The sequence below is a fragment of the Nocardia sp. CA-290969 genome, assembly GCF_050936135.1.
Taxonomy (GTDB): Bacteria; Actinomycetota; Actinomycetes; order Mycobacteriales; family Mycobacteriaceae; genus Nocardia.
In genome coordinates this window covers 6,662,007-6,678,180 of sequence record NZ_JBNJNJ010000001.1, presented here as the reverse complement: position 1 = coordinate 6,678,180, position 16,174 = coordinate 6,662,007, and the positions used below count along the sequence as shown (strand labels likewise).

Here is a 16,174-nt window from a genome sequence, read left to right as displayed (position 1 = left end):
TATGGGCGGGGCCGGGCGGATCCGGGAGGTGTAATGCCGGAGTTCGGCGCGCGTGGGCGCGAACTGTTCGATTCACTGCACGATCCCAACGATCCGCCGTCATTGACTGCACTCGGGGTGGAAGCGGCCCGCATCGTTGACCGGCTCGACCGCCTCGACGCCATCGTTTCGGGCGACGCCGACTGCTGGGCACGGCTGGTTGAGGCCCGCGACGGTGTGATCGAGGTCCGCATCGACAACGCGCTACAGGAGGCGCGGCAGCAAGCCTCGGTGCTGCGCCAGCTGCTCGCCGAGATCAACCGGCGCAAGGAGCCAGCACCCGACGGTGACGGGGATGACCTCGACGGCATTGGCTGAGCGCCCGGCCTATCCGGACTGGCCGACGCTCACCGGGCGCCAGGAGCCCGAGCACCTCTCGGAATTCGAGGGCGACGACAAGCACGGCCTCGACGCGGTCGAGCTCGGCCGCCGATGCCGCAAACCACAGATGCCGTGGCAGGTTTCGGCGCTGCTGGCGATCCTCCGGATGACCGCCGGCGCGTGGACGCACCCCGATGTGTGCTTGATCGTGCCGCGCCAGAATGGCAAGACCCTGATTCTTGTCATCAGGTGCTTGTTCGGGCTGTTCGTCCTGGGTGAGCGCATCATCTACAGCTCGCAGCGGTGGCCGACCGCCGAGGATGCCTACAAACGACTATGGGCGATCATCGTTGCGCGGCCGAGCCTTCGCCGCCGGGTCGTCAAGAACACCTGCTCGCAGGGCATGGGCTATATCGAGCTCAAGTCCGGGGCAAAGATCGCGTTCATCACCCGGTCGAATGACGCCGGCCGTGGCCTCGACGAGGTCGACCTGGTCGTCTACGACGAGGCATACAACCTCACCGGCGGCCAGATCGACGCGCTGAGCTGGACGCAGATGGCCTCACGCAACCCGCAGACTATCTACGCCTCAAGCGCGGTCAACGCTGACAAGCACCCGAACGGTCTGATCCTCGCCGGGGTCCGGCGCCGCGGCCTCGCCGGTGACGAGGGCCTCTACTTCGCCGAATTCGCTGCACCGGAGGACATGCCGCGCGATTCGCTCGAGACCGCGCGCATGGCGAACCCCAGCTACGGGGTGATCCAGACCGACGCCAAGATCCGCAAGGCGCTGCGCGGCTGCACGAACGAGGAACGCTGGACCTCCTACGGCGTCGAGGCGCTCGGCTGGGGCCAGTGGCCCGCCGAGGAGGAGGACCACGAGGCGGTCATCGACCCGGAGGTGTGGTCGGACATGACGGAAACGGCGCCGAGCCTGCGCGGGCAGATCGCGCTCGCGCTCGACCGCACACCGGACGGGCGATACTGGGCCCTCGCCGCGGCGCAGGCCACCACCGACGGCCGAACTCACCTCGAGATCGGGTACTTCCAGTCGGCCACGCACGACGAGGCCATCGCCTACCTGCTCGCGGTCGTCGAGGCATGGGATCCGTGCGTGCTGGTGATCGACCGCAAGTCGCCGGCGGCGGCGCTCGAGGCGAAACTGCTCGCCGTCGGTATCGAACCGGAGATGACCGCGGCCCCGCAGATGGCCGTCGCCTGCCAGGGCTTCTACGACGACGCGGTTGCCAGCCTGCTCTCGCACACCGGGCAGAAGATCTTGACCGACGCGGTCGCCACGGCCGCGAAACGCATCATGCCGGGCGGCGACTGGGCGTGGGATCGCACCGCCGGTGGGGTGATCGCGCCGCTCGTGGCCGCCACGCTCGCTCGCTGGGGTCTGTTGACGTTCGGCCTGACCGTTTCGCCGCCCGCCTCGCCGTCGACCGGCAGCACAACTACCGCGGATAGGCCGCGTTCGTCCGGCGAGCTCGACGTTTTCGCCGCCGCGTTCTGAGGAGGTGACCGATGCCGACCGAGATCAAGCCCGCGAAACCTGCGTTCCGCGAGAAGGGGTACGTCAACGGGCAGATCGCCGGCCATGATGTCGGCCATTTCTCCCAGTGGGAGCAGTACGAGCAGGTTCCGGACCTGCAATGGCCGGCCAGCGTGGGTGTTTTCACGCGGATGAAGCGCGAGGACTCCCGGGTGTCGTCGCTGCTGGCCGCGATTGGGCTGCCGATCCGCCGTACCAGCTGGCGAGTGGCCCCGAACGGCGCCCGCGACGAGGTAACCGAGTTCGTGGCGCGCAACCTCGCCCTGCCGATCGACGGCGGCGCCGATCTCGCGCCGCCCGGCCGGCGCAAGGGCCGGTTCTCGTGGGCCCAACACCTCGTGTGGGCGCTCACCGTGAACCAGTACGGGCACTCGGTGTTCGAGCAGGTGTATCGCGACTACGGCGACGGCCGCGTGTGGCTGCACAAGCTCGCCCCGCGCCCGCAGCGCACCATCTCGGCCTGGAATGTCGCCGCCGACGGCGGCCTTGAGTCCATCGAGCAGATGGCGCCGGCCGCATCGAGCTCGGTGATGTACGGAATTACGCCGCTGACCATCCCGATCAGCCGCCTGGTGGTCTACACCCGCGAGATGGAGCCCGGCCGCTGGGTCGGCGAGTCCCTGCTACGCCCGTCCTACAAGCATTGGATCCTCAAGGACGAGCTGATGCGCATCGAAGCGGTCGCCGCCCGCCGCAACGGCGTCGGTGTGCCGGTCGCGACCGGCGCCGAGGGCGCTTCACAATCCGATATCGACAAGCTCGCCGACATGGCGTCGAAATACCGGGTCGGCGAGCACTCCGGCGCCGGTCTGCCGTTCGGTGCGAAGCTCGAGCTGCTGGGCGTGCAGGGCAACCTGCCCGATATCCGGGCCGGTATCGCCTACCACGACAACATGATCGCGATCGCCGGGCTCGCGCACTTCCTGAACCTGTCCGGCGGCGGCTCGTACGCGCTCGCGTCGGTGCAGGCGAACACGTTCGTCGAGTCCGTGCAGACGTTCGCCGAGTCGATCCGCGATACCGCGAACCAGCACGTCGTCGAGGACCTCGTCGATGTGAATTTCGGCGTGGACGAACCAGCGCCGCAGATCGTTTTCGACGAAATCGGCAGCCGGCAGGACGCCACCGCCGCGGCATTGAAGATGCTCGTCGAGGCCGGCCTGCTGAGCCCCGATGTACTGGTCGAGCAGACCGTCCGGCAGCGCCTCGGGCTGCCCGCGCGACCGGAGAACGCGCCGGCCGCGCCGGAACCGGCCGCTACTCCGGCGCCGGCTGCCACCCCGGTGGCCGCCCGCCGGCGCAATGTTCCCGCCGAGCAGGGAGCGCTCTGGTGACCGCCCCGGTTCCGGTGCCGACCGCGCCGGCGCTGTCGCATCTGCCGCGGGTCGAGCTGATGCACGCCGGCACCTGGGAGTGTTCGACCGGGCGGCACACGTTCACTGCCGACGATCTCGCGTTCGCCGTGGCCGCGCTGGACTGCCCGGCCGTGCGCCGGCCGGTGCTCAAGTTGGGACACACCGACCCGCGGTTCGACGGCGAACCCGCGGTCGGGTGGATCGACAACCTCGCCACCGCCAACGGCGGCCGGTCCCTGATCGGCGATTTCGTCGGCATGCCGGGCTGGCTCGCGACCCCGGACGAGCACGGGCACACCGTGATCGCCTCGGCCTACCCGTCCCGGTCGATCGAGGCCGTCTGGGATCACCGCTGCGCGCTCGGCCACCACCACCCGTTCGTCCTCACCGGGCTCGCACTGCTCGGCGTGACCGAACCCGCGATCGGCACCCTCGCCTCGCTACAGGACATCGGCGCGCTGTACGGCGTAGCCGCATCCACGCCGCACACCGGCGGCTCACCCGTCACCGTCCACATGAAGGGACCAGCCATGCCCAGCCCGACACCCCGTCAGGTCGCCGCCGGTGTGACCACCGAGGACGTGCGCCGCAAGTTCTACGACTCCGCGCCCTGGGCGCAGTGGATCGAGGAATTCCACCTCGAACCACTACAGCTCATCGTCATCGACGACGACACCGGCAACCGGCAGCGCGTACCGGTCATCGTCGATCCCGCCGGCGACGGCACCGACGGCGTCACGTTCGGCGCCCCGGTCCCGGTGGTCGTCCGCTACGACGACGCCACCACCGCCGGCGCCGATCCCGCCGACCCCGCCGCGGTCGAGGGCGAGGACACCGCGGCGCCGGTCGCCGCATCCACAGTGCTCCGGTACGCCAGCCGTGCCGAATCCCGCCCCGGCCGCCCGGCCGCGGCGGCTACTCCCGCCGCGGCAGCGGACGGGGCAACCACCGAAGGAGGTTCGGGCGTGGAACTCACGAACGAGCAACTGGCGGCCCTCCGCACCGCTCTCGGGCTCGCGGACGACGCCGATATCGACGCCATCGTCACGGCCATTCAGGAGCTCGCGACAAAGGTCGCCGAGCAGGCCGAGCAGACCGCGACCGAGGCGACCGAGGCCGCCGAGCAGATCGCCGCCGCCAGCCGCCTGCCCGAGGGCGTGGTGACCGTCGACAGTGGCCGCCTGGCGGCGCTCGAGGCGGACTCGGCGCAGTTCAAGAGCTACCTCGCCGAGCGGCGCCGCGACGAGATCGACGGCGTGCTCGCGAGCGCGATCAAGGAGGGCCGGATTACCCCGGCCAACAAGGAGACCTGGCGCAAGACGCTCGACTCCGACCTCGACCACGGCAAGACCCTGCTCGCGTCGATGGCGCCGAACACCGCGGTGCCGGTCGCCGAGCTCGGGCACGCGACCGAGGCCGCCGACATCACCGACGTCCGCGAGAACGCGGCCTACAAGAACTGGAGCATCTGACATGGCAGGCATCGCCCAGGTCACCCAGGGTGGCCCGAAGACCTTCACCCCGGCCGACAACGAGGTCATCAAGGGTGGCCAGCTCGTCGAGGCCCGCAGCGGCGGCCGGATCGGCGTGGCCGCCGCAGCCAGCACCAAGGTGCTCGGCGTCGCACTGACCGATGCGGTAGCGCCGGAGGACTTCCCGGCCGCCGACGGCACCGATGCCCTCGGCCGCACGGTGGTGTCGATGGTGCCGGTTCCGACCACGGTGGCGGTCGCCTACGGCGGCACCGAGGTCAAGGTCACCTACTCGGCGAACGCATCGTTCGGCGACAAGCTCGTCGCGACCACGGCCGGCACCGTCGCCCCCGCTGGCGCGACCCCGGACGCCCGCACGATCGTCGGTGTTTGCACCGAACCCGCCGGCGTCGTCGTCGCCACCAAGGCCGTCGGCCTCATGCGGATCGCCTGATCCGACTACTACGAACAGGAGCAGGAGAATCCCATGCCCACCTCGATTGTGAGTGTCAGCGACGGCTCGCGGGTCACCGTGTCCGACCTGGTCAAGAACCCGCTGTTCGTCCCGACCAAGCTGAAAGAGCTGATGGAAAATCAGTTCATCAGCGAGGCCCTGCTGCGCAACGGCGGCAAGAACGACGCCGGCGTCGTCGCGTTCCGTGAGGGCGACCCGACGTTCCTCGACGACGACGTCCAGGACGTCGCCGAATTCGGCGAGATCCCGGTGAGCTCGGGCCAGCTCGGCAAGCCGCGGACCGTGTTCGCCGTCAAGAAAGCTCTCGGCGTGCGCATCTCGAAAGAGATGATCGACGAGAACAACATCGACGCCGTGAACAAGCAGATGAACGGTCTGCGTAACACGTTCATCCGCGCGAACGACCGCGGCGCGAAGGCCCTGCTGCAGTCCGCGGCAGTTCCGACCATGGCCGTGTCCGCAGCATGGGATGACCCGTCCGGCAAGCCGCGTACCGATCTCGCGAAGGCGATCGAAGAGATCAGCACCGCGGCGCCGGACGAGGCCACCGAGGACGAGTACTACGGGTTCGAGCCAGACACCATCGTCCTGCACCCCGGGCTGCTCGCCACGCTGATGGACAACGAGCAGATCCTGAAGGTGTACCAGGGCAACGTCGCCAACGAGTCCATCGCCTACACCGGCGCGATCCCCGGCCAGATCATGGGGCTCAACGTCATCAAGTCCCGGACCTTCCCCGCGGACCGGGCGCTGATCCTCGAGCGCGGCACCATCGGGTTCTACTCCGACACCCGGCCGTTGCAGTTCACCGCGCTCTACGCCGAGGGCGGCGGCCCGAACGGCGGCCCGCGCGAGACCTGGCGCAGCGACGCCAGCTACAAGCGCGCCCTCGGCCTGGACCAGCCCAAGGCTGGCCTGTGGCTGACAGGACTGGTGACGCCGTGACCGACTACGTCCTGACCGCCTCGCGGTTCGACCAGGTCCTCGAACGGTACGAGAACGGTGCGCCGAAGCGGATGATCAAACACCGCCGCGGCGATATCGTGACCGACCTGCCCGATGTCGAGGTCGAGCGGCTGCTGCGCGCCGGCGCGATCCGGCCCGCAGCCGACGTCGAAGCGTCCAGCGAATCGGCAGGGGTCGTCCTCGGCGCCGGTGGCGCGGGCGGCGGCACCACCACATTGGGCGAGATGCAGAACGCCAACGGGGGCGCGGGTTCCGCGGCCCCCGAGAACGCCGGTGCGGGCGCGGGCACCACCGATGTGGAGATGCCCAAGAAAACAGCGTCAACCGACGAATGGCGCGATTACGCCGTCAACCACCGCGACATGCCGCGCGAGGTGGCAGACAGCAAGTCCCGCGCCGAGCTGATCGAGGAGCTGGCATGACCGCAGGGGGCGCACCGCCGTTCGCCGAACCCGACGACCTCGGGCGTCCCCTGACCGGTCCCGAACGTGAGATCGCCGAGCAGCTGCTCGCCGCCGCCGCGAGCTGGATCCGTAGCCGGCTACCCGATATAGCCGTCGACGACCCGAACGCGAGAACGGTCAGCATCGACGTCGTTTCGACGGCAATGGCGACCCGCGCCTACGCCGGCCACATCTCCTACACCCGAACAACCGGGCCCCGCACCAAATCGGGCACGCTCACGAACCCGGGCGGGGCGCTGGTGTTCGACGACTGGCACAAGGAACTGCTCGGGATCTCGATTCACCCGGCACCCGTCTACTACTTCGGAGACAAACGATGATCGGGAACGAGGTTGTCGCCATCGGTGCCGGCGTCACGCTCGACGCATCGAACAACCCGGTACCCGGCACCGCACCGGTGCCGGTCGCCGGATGCGTGGTCGAGCCCATGGGGTCGAGTGAGCTCACGGTCCGCGGACGGACCGGCACCTACACACAGATCCGGGTGTACCTGCCGGCCAACGCACCCGTAAGCGCCACCGCGACCAGCGTGCTCGCCGCCCGCGGGCACGACTGGATGGTCGTCGGCGAACCCGACGAATGGATCGACGAGGACGAGGACCTGTCCGGGCAGGTCGTCGTCGCTGCACGAGGTAGGGGGTAACCCATGGCCGGGAACCGGGTCGAGTTCCAGCTCGACCGCGCTGGCGTCTCGGAGATCCTGAAATCTCCCGAGATGGCGGCCGTGATCAACGAGACCGCCGCCGCGGTCGCCGACCAGGTGCGCGAGGACACCGGCGAGGAGCCCGAGGTCGAGTCGTACACCACCGACCGCGGCGCCGCGGCTGTCGGTGTGCCGGTCACCCTGCAGGCGACCGACGGAGCATTGACCCGCGCCGCAGCAGCGGTAGGCCTTGTGGTGGTCCCGCAGTGACCGAGATCTACGTGCCGGGCGACGTGCTCGCGCCGGTGCAAACGTTCCTCGCCTCCCGGATCCCGGACCGGTTCCCGGGAGTCCAGGTGCGTCAGAGCCTCTCGGCGAACTGGGCGCCTGACTCGGCCGCCGAGCTCGTGCTGTTCGACGATTCCGGACCGATGCGCTACCCAGTGGAGACCCGCCCGCAGGTCCGGGCCACCGTCTGGGCCGACGGACGCAGCCGCGCGATCGAGATCGCCGGCCACGCGCTCGGCCTGCTGCTGTGCGTCAAGGTGCCCGGCGTCGCGAAGATCCTGCCGAGCACCGCACTGATCGACGACCGCGACGACCGCACCGGCGGCTGGCTCGCCTCGTTCACCGTCCGCACCCGGCTGCGGACCACCGCTCAGACCGTCTGAGCAGACCTCACGACCACCACCCCCTCACGGGTGGAAACCGCACGCCCTCAACCGTTCCCGACCCGAGAGGGGTATTTGTCATGGGCGGACAGCCTGCCAATGTCGACATCTGGGACTCCGCAGATGTCTGGATCCACCGAGCCACCAAACCGAACGGTGACCCGTGGACGCTCGCCGAGATTCGGCCGGCCAGCGTCGAGCAAGCATTCGACGCGGTCACCGGCGCCGAATGGGAGCTCGTCGGCCTGCTCAACGGCGAGAACGGTTTCGCCGAAACTGTGGCGTTCGACGAGTCCGCGTACAACGCCTGGGGCTACGGCGAGATCCTCAAGAGCTACCGGAACCGACGCCTGCAGCGCGTGTTTACCGCGCTGGAACGCAACTCGGTTACCGAGTACCTCGAGTCGCCGGGCGACACCGAGGAATACGTGGTCGACGCGAAACCGGCTCGAGTGTTCATCGGTTTCGAGGTGCGTACCGACGTCGGCAAGGTGAAGCGCCGGATTTCCACGGTGCCGGCGACCGTCATGTCCGGCGGCCGGACCGATAACGAGCAGGACATGGCCGCGGTGGAGTACACCGCGAGCATCTTCCCGGACGCGCTCAAGCGCCGGTTCCTCAAGCAGGAGACCGGCATGAACCCGTCGATCACCGCGATCACGGTTACCCCGGACACCGCGGAACTCGACCTGTCCGACGCCGAAACCCAGCAGCTGACGGTGACCGACAGCAACAGCGTCGTGCGCACCGCGTCTGCGACCTACCACTCCAGCGCGACCGGAGTGGCGACGGTCTCCGCGTCCGGTCTGGTCACCCCGGTCTCGGTCGGCACCGCCACGATCGTCGCCACCTACGGCGGCCACATCGACCTCTGCGACGTCACGGTCATCGCGTAGCAGGGTCCCCGATCCCCGTCCGTCCGGTGTTCGTGCGGTTCGCCGGGCGGGCGGGCCCCTCTCAACCGCACACCCTCAACCGCACAGGAGATCCGCATGCCGCGCATCCCCGCACAGGACATCCCCACCGATGCCCAGATCAACGAGGGCGCACGCCGCCTCGGCCTGGCGGACGAGAACGGGCAATGCCCGCGCTCGCTGCGCTCCCGAGTGGCGAAAACCATCCAGCTCGCCGAGCGGGAAACTGCCGCCGCCGAGCATGCCGAGCGCTCGCTCGACGCGCCGCTCGCACTGATCGTCGACGCCCACCGGCGCCTGGCCGACCAGCTCGACAACACCGCCGCAACCGCGATCACCGCGGCGCTCGCGCCGGTGCTCTACCGAACCGCACACGAAAGGCAACGCGATGCCCGAACCTCGTGAGGCTCTCAGCCTCGACGGCGGCGAATACGATCCGGCGGCCTACGCCGACGACGACCGCTACGAAGACCAGCGCTACACCGAGGAACCCCCGGCCAGGGAGGAACCACGCGACCGCCCGCGGCGCCCCATCCCGATGGGCGGCAACCGCCAGCAGCGCCGGGCGCGCCAGCGGGAGCGGTCCCGGATCCCCGCGCACGCTCCGCAGCCGCAGGACCACCGTGCTCCGGCGCGCGACCGCGCCCCGGTGCAGCGTGAGGCGGAGGACGACGGTTTCGTCAGCGTCGAGTTCGACGGCCGCTACTACGAGATCCCCGCCGAACCGCTGGACTGGCCGCTGGACGCGGCCGAGGCGTTCGAGCAGGGCAAGGCGACCACCGCAATCCACGCCCTGCTCGGCGACGTCCAATGGGCCAAGTTGCGGCTGCGCGGCTACCGGCTGCGCGACTTCAACGAGCTATTCGACCGCCTCGCCCGCGCCGGCGGTTTCGATACGGCGGGAAACTGAGGGGCCTCCTGAGCTTGCTGCGCGACAAGCCGAACCTCGTGGAGGCCGACCTCGACCGGTTTTTCCACCGGGACCTGCGCGACCTGTGGCGATTCGACGAGCAAGGCCGCCGGAAGCTCACGCTGCGCCAGATCTACGCGCGCATCACCCACGGGCTGCCGCACAATTCCGCACTCGCCATCGACGCCAACGGCGGCCGGATGCCGTGGACGCTGTCCGACCACCTGCTCGCCGATATCTGGGGCCTGGAGGCGAAGCAGCTCGCCGGCAAGAAAGCCCCGAAGGACCACCCCGGTCGGCCGAGGACCAAGAAGGCCGTCAGCAGTGATCCGCGTCGCGCCGAGAAGATGCGCGCCGCACGCCGGCGGCGGGCGGCGATCCGCGCTCGCCGCCAGCAGCAGGAAGGGGGCTCATCGTGACAACGATCGGGTACGCAACTCTGCCCATCATCCCGTCGATGCAGGGGATCAGCCAGGACCTGTCTCGGATGATCATGACGCCGATGCAGCAGACCGGCCGCCAGGCCGGCCAAGCCGCCGGGCGCGGCGTCGCCGAAGGTGTGCGCAGCCAAGCGTCCTCGGTCGAGGCCGCGTCCGAAGCGCTACAGACGGCCCGCGACAAGGAGGCCGACGCCGCCGGCCGCGTCCGGGTCGCCGAGGCGGCGCTGGAGGACCTCCGGGCCCGCGGCATCACCGACGGCCCGCGGTTCATCCGCGCCGAGGAGGCACTCGAGGCGGCGCGCCGGCGGTCCCAGCAGACCGCCAACCGCACCCGCGCGGCCGAGCGCGACCTTGCCGCGGCGACCCGCGATTCCGCCGAGGCATCCGACGAGGCCGCGGGGGCAGGTGAATCGTTCGGCGGGACGCTCGACGGCATGCGTGGCCGCGCCACCGACGCCGCGAAGCAGATGGCCGGCCTCGCCGCCGCAACCGCCGGGGTCGGCGGGGCAATGGCGACCGCCGCAGCCGCCATCGAGAACGAAGCACTCGGCGACAAGCTCACCGCCCAGCTCGGCGCCGGACCGGAGATGGCCGCCGAATTCGGTGGCATCGCCGGCCGCCTGTATGCCGACGCCTACGGCGAGAACCTCGCCGGGGTCAACGAGGCACTGCGCAATGTGTGGCAGCAGGGCCTCGTTTCCGAGGACGCCACGACCGCCGAAATCGAGGGCATCACCGCCAAAGTGCTCGACCTCGCCACGGCATTCGACCAGGACGTCTTCAGTGCGGCGAACGCGGTCGGAACCATGCTGAAGACCGGCCTGGCGCCCGACGCGCAGGCCGCTATGGACGTACTCACCAGAGGGTTCCAGCAAGGCGCGGACAAAGGCCAGGACCTCCTGGATACGTTCACCGAGTACAGCGTCCAGTTCCAGGCGATGGGCCTGGATGCCGCCGATTCTGTCGGCCTCATGACCCAGGCGCTCGGTGGCGGTGCGCGTAATGCGGACCTGGTCGTGGACGCCCTCAAGGAATTCACCCTGCAAGTCCAGGGCGGCAGCGAGGCCACCCGCAACGCGATCTCCGACCTTGGGTTCAGTGACGTGGATGCGGTGCTGAACCGGTTCGCCCAGGGCGGCGACGAGGCGCAGGCGGTATTCACCGAGCTGCAATCCGGCCTCGTGGGCATGGAGGACCCGGCGAAACGCGCCGAGATCGCGCTGGGCCTGTACGGGACCAAGTTCGAGGATCTGCAGGCGGCCATCTATTCCATGGACCCGTCTACCGCCACGCAGGCACTCGGCAATATCGACGGTGCTGCGACCAAGCTCGGCGACACGCTCAACGACAACACAGCGAACAGCCTTGAGAAGCTCAAACGCGGGATACAAGGCGACCTCATCGGGGCGCTGACCGGGGCGGCCGGCTGGATCGAACGGAACCAGGGCGCCGCGCAGGCCATGGCAATCGCACTCGGCGTGCTCGTCGGCGGGCTGGTGACCGCCCGGGTCGCCGCGATGGGCTACGCCGTCGCACAGGGTGTGATGGCCGCCGCTCAGGGCGCCGGCTCTCTGGCTCTGGCCGGTAACACCCTGGCGCTCGGCGCGTATGCGGTGGCGACCGGGGTGGTCCGCGGCGCGACGATGGCCTGGTCCGCGGTCCAGTGGGTGCTCAACGCTGCCCTATCCGCCAACCCGATCGGGTTGGTCGTGCTAGCGATCGGCGCCCTGATCGCCGGCATCGTGCTCGCCTGGCAGAACTCCGAGACCTTCCGAAATATCGTCCTCGGCGCCTGGGACGCCATCAAAACCGGCGCGCTGTGGCTGTGGGACAACGGGCTGAAACCGTTCTTCTCCTGGTGGGGCGACAATTTCGCGAAAGCTGGGGAAATCATCACCGGGCTCGCCACGAAAGCGGGTGAGGCCAAGGACTGGATCATCGAACGGCTCGGTGCGCTCGTGTCCTGGGTGACCGAAATGCCGGGCCGGATCCGATCGGCGGCGGCCGGGCTGTTCGACGGGATCTCGGATGCCTTCAAGTCCGCGATCAACTGGGTGATCGGCCACTGGAACAATTTCCGGTTGGGTTTCGACTTCACGATCCCGGTCATCAACAAGCACGTCAGCTTTTCGATCGATACCCCTGACCTGCCAACGCTCGCCGCCGGCGGCACGATCGCCAGCCGCAACGCCGCGGGCCTGCTGTCCGGGCCCGGCACCGGACTCAGCGACTCGATATTCGGCGTGAACGCCGCCGGCCTCCCGATCGTCCGCGTCGCCAACGGCGAGGGCGTCGTCACCGAACAGGCGATGGCCAACGGCGGCGCCGAACTCGTAGCCGCACTCAACGCCGGATGGGTGCCCTCGCCCGAGCTGCTGCACGCGATGCTGCCCGGCTACGCCGACGGCGGCGTGATCGGCGGCAAGGTCACCCGCGAGGATTTCCTCAACCAGTTGCGCGGCATCGACGGCGCCGCATACGTGTTCGGCGGCTGGGACGGCACATGGGAGACCGACTGCTCGGGCGCCCAAGCCAAGGCGGCGAACCTGATCGCCTACGGCAACACCGAGACCGGCGGAAGATTCGGCACCGCCAACATGGCCGACGCCTTGAAAGCACGCGGTGCGCTGCCCGGCCTCGGCGGTCCGGACGACTACAACCTGGGATGGATGAACGGCGGCCCCGGCGGCGGCCACACCGCCGGCACCCTGCCCGGCGGCATCGGGTTCGAGATGGGCGGCCCCGGCGGCATCGGCCAATACGGCGGCACCGCACAGACCGCGACGGCGCCGACGTTCACCGACCACATGCATTTCCCGTCGAGCATGTTCATCGCGGCCACCATCGCCAGCGCACCGGACCCGAACGCCGCGGCCACGCCACCGGCGAGCACGCCGGCGCCGAGCTCGACCCCCAGCACGAGCGCCCCGAGCTCGGCCGAGCAGAAAACCCGGCTCAAGACATTCGAGGAGTTGGGCGCCGATTTCGGTGGCATCTTCGCAAAGGGCATCCTGGAGACGCTCGGCCTGGAGAACAGCATCCTCGCCGACCCGAACAAGTTGTTCGAGGGCGACGACGGATCCAGCGTTCGCACTACCGACGCGCGCCCTGGGCAGACCGGTGTGCCGCCGGCGTCGTCGACCGCGGGAGTCGGAACCGGTGATCCGCTGCTCGTCGGCCTGCTGACCTCGCTCGGGCTCGGTGACACCGCGCGCCGGATCGGGCTGTTCGACAACGGCGGCATGCTGATGCCCAACCAGCTGGCACTCTCGCTGCTCGACAAGCCTGAACCGCTGCTACCGGCGGACAAGTGGCAGGTGGCCGAGGCCAATATCGGTGCCACCGATCGGCTCATCCGCGAAATGGGCAGCCGGGGTCCGGCCCGCGGCGGCGACACCTATATCGCCAACGGCTACACCGCCGGTGATATCGCCACCGAATGGCAGCGCCGGCAGTGGGCCCGCACCGGCGGCTACGGCGGGCGGTCCTGGTGACGGCCCCCGCTGTAGCGCGCGAGATCCGCTATATCGGCGTCGACGGCTCGGTCTGGCACCTGCACGGCGGCGAGCATATGGGCGCCGAGGGTGTGTATCTGACCTCGCTCGCTGGGTTCTACCACCCGGTGCGGGTACCGCTGAGTCAGACGCCGGCGTACATGCGCGGCGCGATCCCGGGCCCGTCGAAAACCGATCCCAGCATCATCGACATGCGGATATTCACCTCGGCCCGCGACGACGCCGAGTGGGAAGACGTCGAATCCGCATGGTGGAACGCCTGGTCGGACGAGGAAGATGGACTACTGATCGCCGGTGACCGCCGCGGCGGCACCCGCGAGCAGCCGATCAGGTTGCAGCGGTATCCGGCCGAGCCGTTCGATTTCGAACCCGAGACCGAGATGGAATGGGTTCTTCCGACCATCGCGTACTCGCCCGGCTGGCGCGGGCAGATGCTCACCTCAGAGTGGAAAAACACCGACGGCACCGGCATCGGCACGCTGAACCTCGCGAACCCGGGCGATATCGAGATCTGGGCGCAGTTCTCCGGTTGGGGCCAGACCGGCGTCCGGGTCACCCTGCCCGACGGCATCGCCGGCGACACCCGGCAGCTGCCAGAGTTCACCGACGGCGACCACTGGCTCGTCGACCCGGACATGACCACCGGCGTCAACATCGACACCGTCACCGAAACACAGGCAGCGGCGTTGATGGCCGGCATGCTGTTCCGGCACCCGATCCCGCCGCGCACCACCGAGCCTGTCTCGGTACCGGTGTCGGCGACCGGCGGCAACACCGCGACCGAGGTCAAGGTGTTCATGACGCCACTGTTCAAGAGGCCGTGGGGATGACCGCGCCCCCCGAATTCTTGACGCTCGACGACGTCCGGAACTACCTCGTCGCTCGGCGCCGGCAGGAATCTCGCGACGCCAACGCGCGGCCCGAGTTCCTGATCTGCGACAAGGCATGGGATCCGGTCTCGTACGTGCGCGGCGAGCTCGCGTGGGATTTCCAGGAGATCGCCAACAACACCGGCGAGGGCGAAATCACCCTGCCCGGCGATCACCTGCTCGTGCACTGGCTGCTCCACCCGAGCCGCCGCAACGAGGACGTGCACATCGTCGTGAACACCCGGTACTGGCGATGGGCCGGTAAATGCGACTACATCCAGCGGATCTACAAGGCCGGCGAAATGGTGGCCGTCCGCATCCACTTTCTGCACGACTACCACCAGGCGAAACGTCTGATCTGCTTCGCGAACCCGGCGTTCGGCGCAGAAATCCAGGTGCCGAAAGCGATGCCGTGGGCAGGGCCGTCGGCGACCGGCGTCGCGCTATACGGGCTGTCGAACATGTGGCGCGTCCAATCGTTGTCCGCCATCCCGGACAACATTTTCGATCCCGGGGCGTGGTCCGGGCTGTTCGACCCGTCGCAGTGGTGGACCACGATGGTGCCGATCAACCCGGTCACGGACACGAGCGAGTGGGCCGTGATGAGCGCACGGTTCCCGTACTGGCACGACCTCGTGCTGCCGACGCTCACCTCGGCGAAACTGCTGCTCCGGCCGCAGCGCTGGATGCCTGGTGAACCGCAGCCGGCCCCGAGTTTTTTCAACCTCGAACACAGCACGCGCGTGTTCCACGTCGAGAACAAGTCGGCCTACGCCGGTCCGACCGGGACCCTCGTCGATGGCCTGCTCAACCTCGTCGGCACGGTCGCCGAGGACTACATCAACCAGATCATTACCGAGCTGTCCCGCGAGCAGCCCGACGAGTACAAACTGCCCGGCTGGTTCGGCACCGTCCAGAGCGCGCCGTGGGTGGTATTCCCCGAGGGCAAATACAGCACCGTCCGCTCGACCACGATGACCATCCACAAGGCGCTCGCGTACGCCATGGTCACCGGCGGCAAGAGCCCCCAGTGGGTCAACAGCGCTGCGAAGCTCGCCGCCAACGCGGCGCTCGGCTACCTCGGCGCACTGATCGGCAATCCCGGCCTGGCCTTGGGTGTGTTCGATTTCTTACTCGAGGACACCATCCTCGCCTTCCATCGGATTCCGAACGCGATCCGCAAGAGCGAGATGGGCCCCGACGCCTGGATGGAGCACTGGGTCCAGGGCCCCGGCGTGGGTTTCACGCTGTCGACGCTGCAGGCGATGATCACCGGTTTCGGTGAGACCGCTGGCTACACGTCCTTTACCGCCGAGATCGACGCGAACGCACCCTATATCCCCGGCAAGCACTTCGGGCTGATGGACCGCATTGCCTTCGAAGTGATGGGCACCTGGCAGGTCGACCACGTCCACGCGATTCGCAATAAGGGCGATCGGGCAACGCTGCCCACCTGGGAAATCAGCATCGGCAATGACCAGGCCGAAGAGGACCCCGCCGCGAAATTGATGCGATACAAGGAGAACATCATGTCGCTGCTACAGCAGCAGGGCGTGGGGGTCTGA

Annotated in this window: 18 protein-coding genes; all 18 read left to right on the top strand. The window is 68.8% G+C overall.

Going from position 1 to position 16,174, the window contains the following annotated elements:
- Positions 1-33 precede the first annotated feature (33 nt).
- The 18 genes from ACQEVO_RS30425 to ACQEVO_RS30340 all read left to right on the top strand — a co-directional run bounded on the left by ACQEVO_RS30425 (position 34) and on the right by ACQEVO_RS30340 (position 16,174).
- Entirely contained in the window at positions 34-357 is a 324-nt protein-coding gene (locus tag ACQEVO_RS30425) for a hypothetical protein (protein WP_432919862.1), read from the top strand.
- Positions 335-1,876 (top strand): hypothetical protein, encoded by a 1,542-nt coding sequence (locus ACQEVO_RS30420; protein ID WP_432919861.1) that lies wholly within the window; start codon positions 335-337, stop codon positions 1,874-1,876. Before ACQEVO_RS30425 ends, ACQEVO_RS30420 begins: the two co-directional genes overlap by 23 nt.
- Before the next feature lie 11 nt (positions 1,877-1,887).
- On the top strand, positions 1,888-3,249 hold the full coding sequence (locus ACQEVO_RS30415; RefSeq protein WP_432919860.1) for a phage portal protein family protein: 1,362 nt from the start codon (positions 1,888-1,890) through the stop codon (positions 3,247-3,249).
- Positions 3,246-4,742, top strand: a complete 1,497-nt coding sequence (locus ACQEVO_RS30410) for a phage protease (RefSeq protein ID WP_432919859.1) — start codon at positions 3,246-3,248, stop codon at positions 4,740-4,742. Before ACQEVO_RS30415 ends, ACQEVO_RS30410 begins: the two co-directional genes overlap by 4 nt.
- Position 4,743: 1 nt before the next feature.
- The gene (locus ACQEVO_RS30405; RefSeq protein ID WP_432919858.1) at positions 4,744-5,196 is read left to right on the top strand and encodes a hypothetical protein; all 453 of its coding nucleotides are present in this window, start codon (positions 4,744-4,746) and stop codon (positions 5,194-5,196) included.
- Between the two features lie 33 nt (positions 5,197-5,229).
- Positions 5,230-6,162 (top strand): hypothetical protein, encoded by a 933-nt coding sequence (locus ACQEVO_RS30400; RefSeq protein ID WP_432919857.1) that lies wholly within the window; start codon positions 5,230-5,232, stop codon positions 6,160-6,162.
- Complete coding sequence (locus tag ACQEVO_RS30395; RefSeq protein WP_432919856.1) at positions 6,159-6,605, top strand: hypothetical protein; 447 nt, start codon at positions 6,159-6,161, stop codon at positions 6,603-6,605. The genes ACQEVO_RS30400 and ACQEVO_RS30395 overlap by 4 nt, the downstream gene beginning before the upstream one ends.
- Positions 6,602-6,967 carry a hypothetical protein gene (locus ACQEVO_RS30390; RefSeq protein WP_432919855.1) on the top strand — a complete coding sequence of 122 codons (366 nt, stop codon included), beginning with the start codon at positions 6,602-6,604 and terminating at the stop codon, positions 6,965-6,967. Before ACQEVO_RS30395 ends, ACQEVO_RS30390 begins: the two co-directional genes overlap by 4 nt.
- On the top strand, positions 6,964-7,290 hold the full coding sequence (locus ACQEVO_RS30385) for a hypothetical protein (RefSeq protein WP_432919854.1): 327 nt from the start codon (positions 6,964-6,966) through the stop codon (positions 7,288-7,290). The genes ACQEVO_RS30390 and ACQEVO_RS30385 overlap by 4 nt, the downstream gene beginning before the upstream one ends.
- A 3-nt stretch (positions 7,291-7,293) precedes the next feature.
- Positions 7,294-7,560, top strand: a complete 267-nt coding sequence (locus tag ACQEVO_RS30380; protein WP_432919853.1) for a hypothetical protein — start codon at positions 7,294-7,296, stop codon at positions 7,558-7,560.
- Positions 7,557-7,961, top strand: a complete 405-nt coding sequence (locus ACQEVO_RS30375; protein ID WP_432919852.1) for a hypothetical protein — start codon at positions 7,557-7,559, stop codon at positions 7,959-7,961. The genes ACQEVO_RS30380 and ACQEVO_RS30375 overlap by 4 nt, the downstream gene beginning before the upstream one ends.
- 80 nt (positions 7,962-8,041) lie before the next feature.
- A complete protein-coding gene (locus ACQEVO_RS30370) occupies positions 8,042-8,857 on the top strand; it encodes an Ig-like domain-containing protein (protein WP_432919851.1) in 816 nt (271 codons plus the stop codon).
- A 96-nt stretch (positions 8,858-8,953) separates the two neighbouring features.
- Complete coding sequence (locus ACQEVO_RS30365) at positions 8,954-9,280, top strand: hypothetical protein (RefSeq protein WP_432919850.1); 327 nt, start codon at positions 8,954-8,956, stop codon at positions 9,278-9,280.
- Positions 9,264-9,785 (top strand): hypothetical protein, encoded by a 522-nt coding sequence (locus ACQEVO_RS30360; protein WP_432919849.1) that lies wholly within the window; start codon positions 9,264-9,266, stop codon positions 9,783-9,785. The genes ACQEVO_RS30365 and ACQEVO_RS30360 overlap by 17 nt, the downstream gene beginning before the upstream one ends.
- A gap of 14 nt (positions 9,786-9,799) precedes the next feature.
- Entirely contained in the window at positions 9,800-10,204 is a 405-nt protein-coding gene (locus ACQEVO_RS30355) for a hypothetical protein (protein ID WP_432919848.1), read from the top strand.
- Positions 10,201-13,719, top strand: a complete 3,519-nt coding sequence (locus tag ACQEVO_RS30350; RefSeq protein ID WP_432919847.1) for a phage tail tape measure protein — start codon at positions 10,201-10,203, stop codon at positions 13,717-13,719. Before ACQEVO_RS30355 ends, ACQEVO_RS30350 begins: the two co-directional genes overlap by 4 nt.
- Entirely contained in the window at positions 13,665-14,570 is a 906-nt protein-coding gene (locus ACQEVO_RS30345) for a hypothetical protein (protein ID WP_432919846.1), read from the top strand. The genes ACQEVO_RS30350 and ACQEVO_RS30345 overlap by 55 nt, the downstream gene beginning before the upstream one ends.
- A complete protein-coding gene (locus tag ACQEVO_RS30340; protein WP_432919845.1) occupies positions 14,567-16,174 on the top strand; it encodes a hypothetical protein in 1,608 nt (535 codons plus the stop codon). The genes ACQEVO_RS30345 and ACQEVO_RS30340 overlap by 4 nt, the downstream gene beginning before the upstream one ends.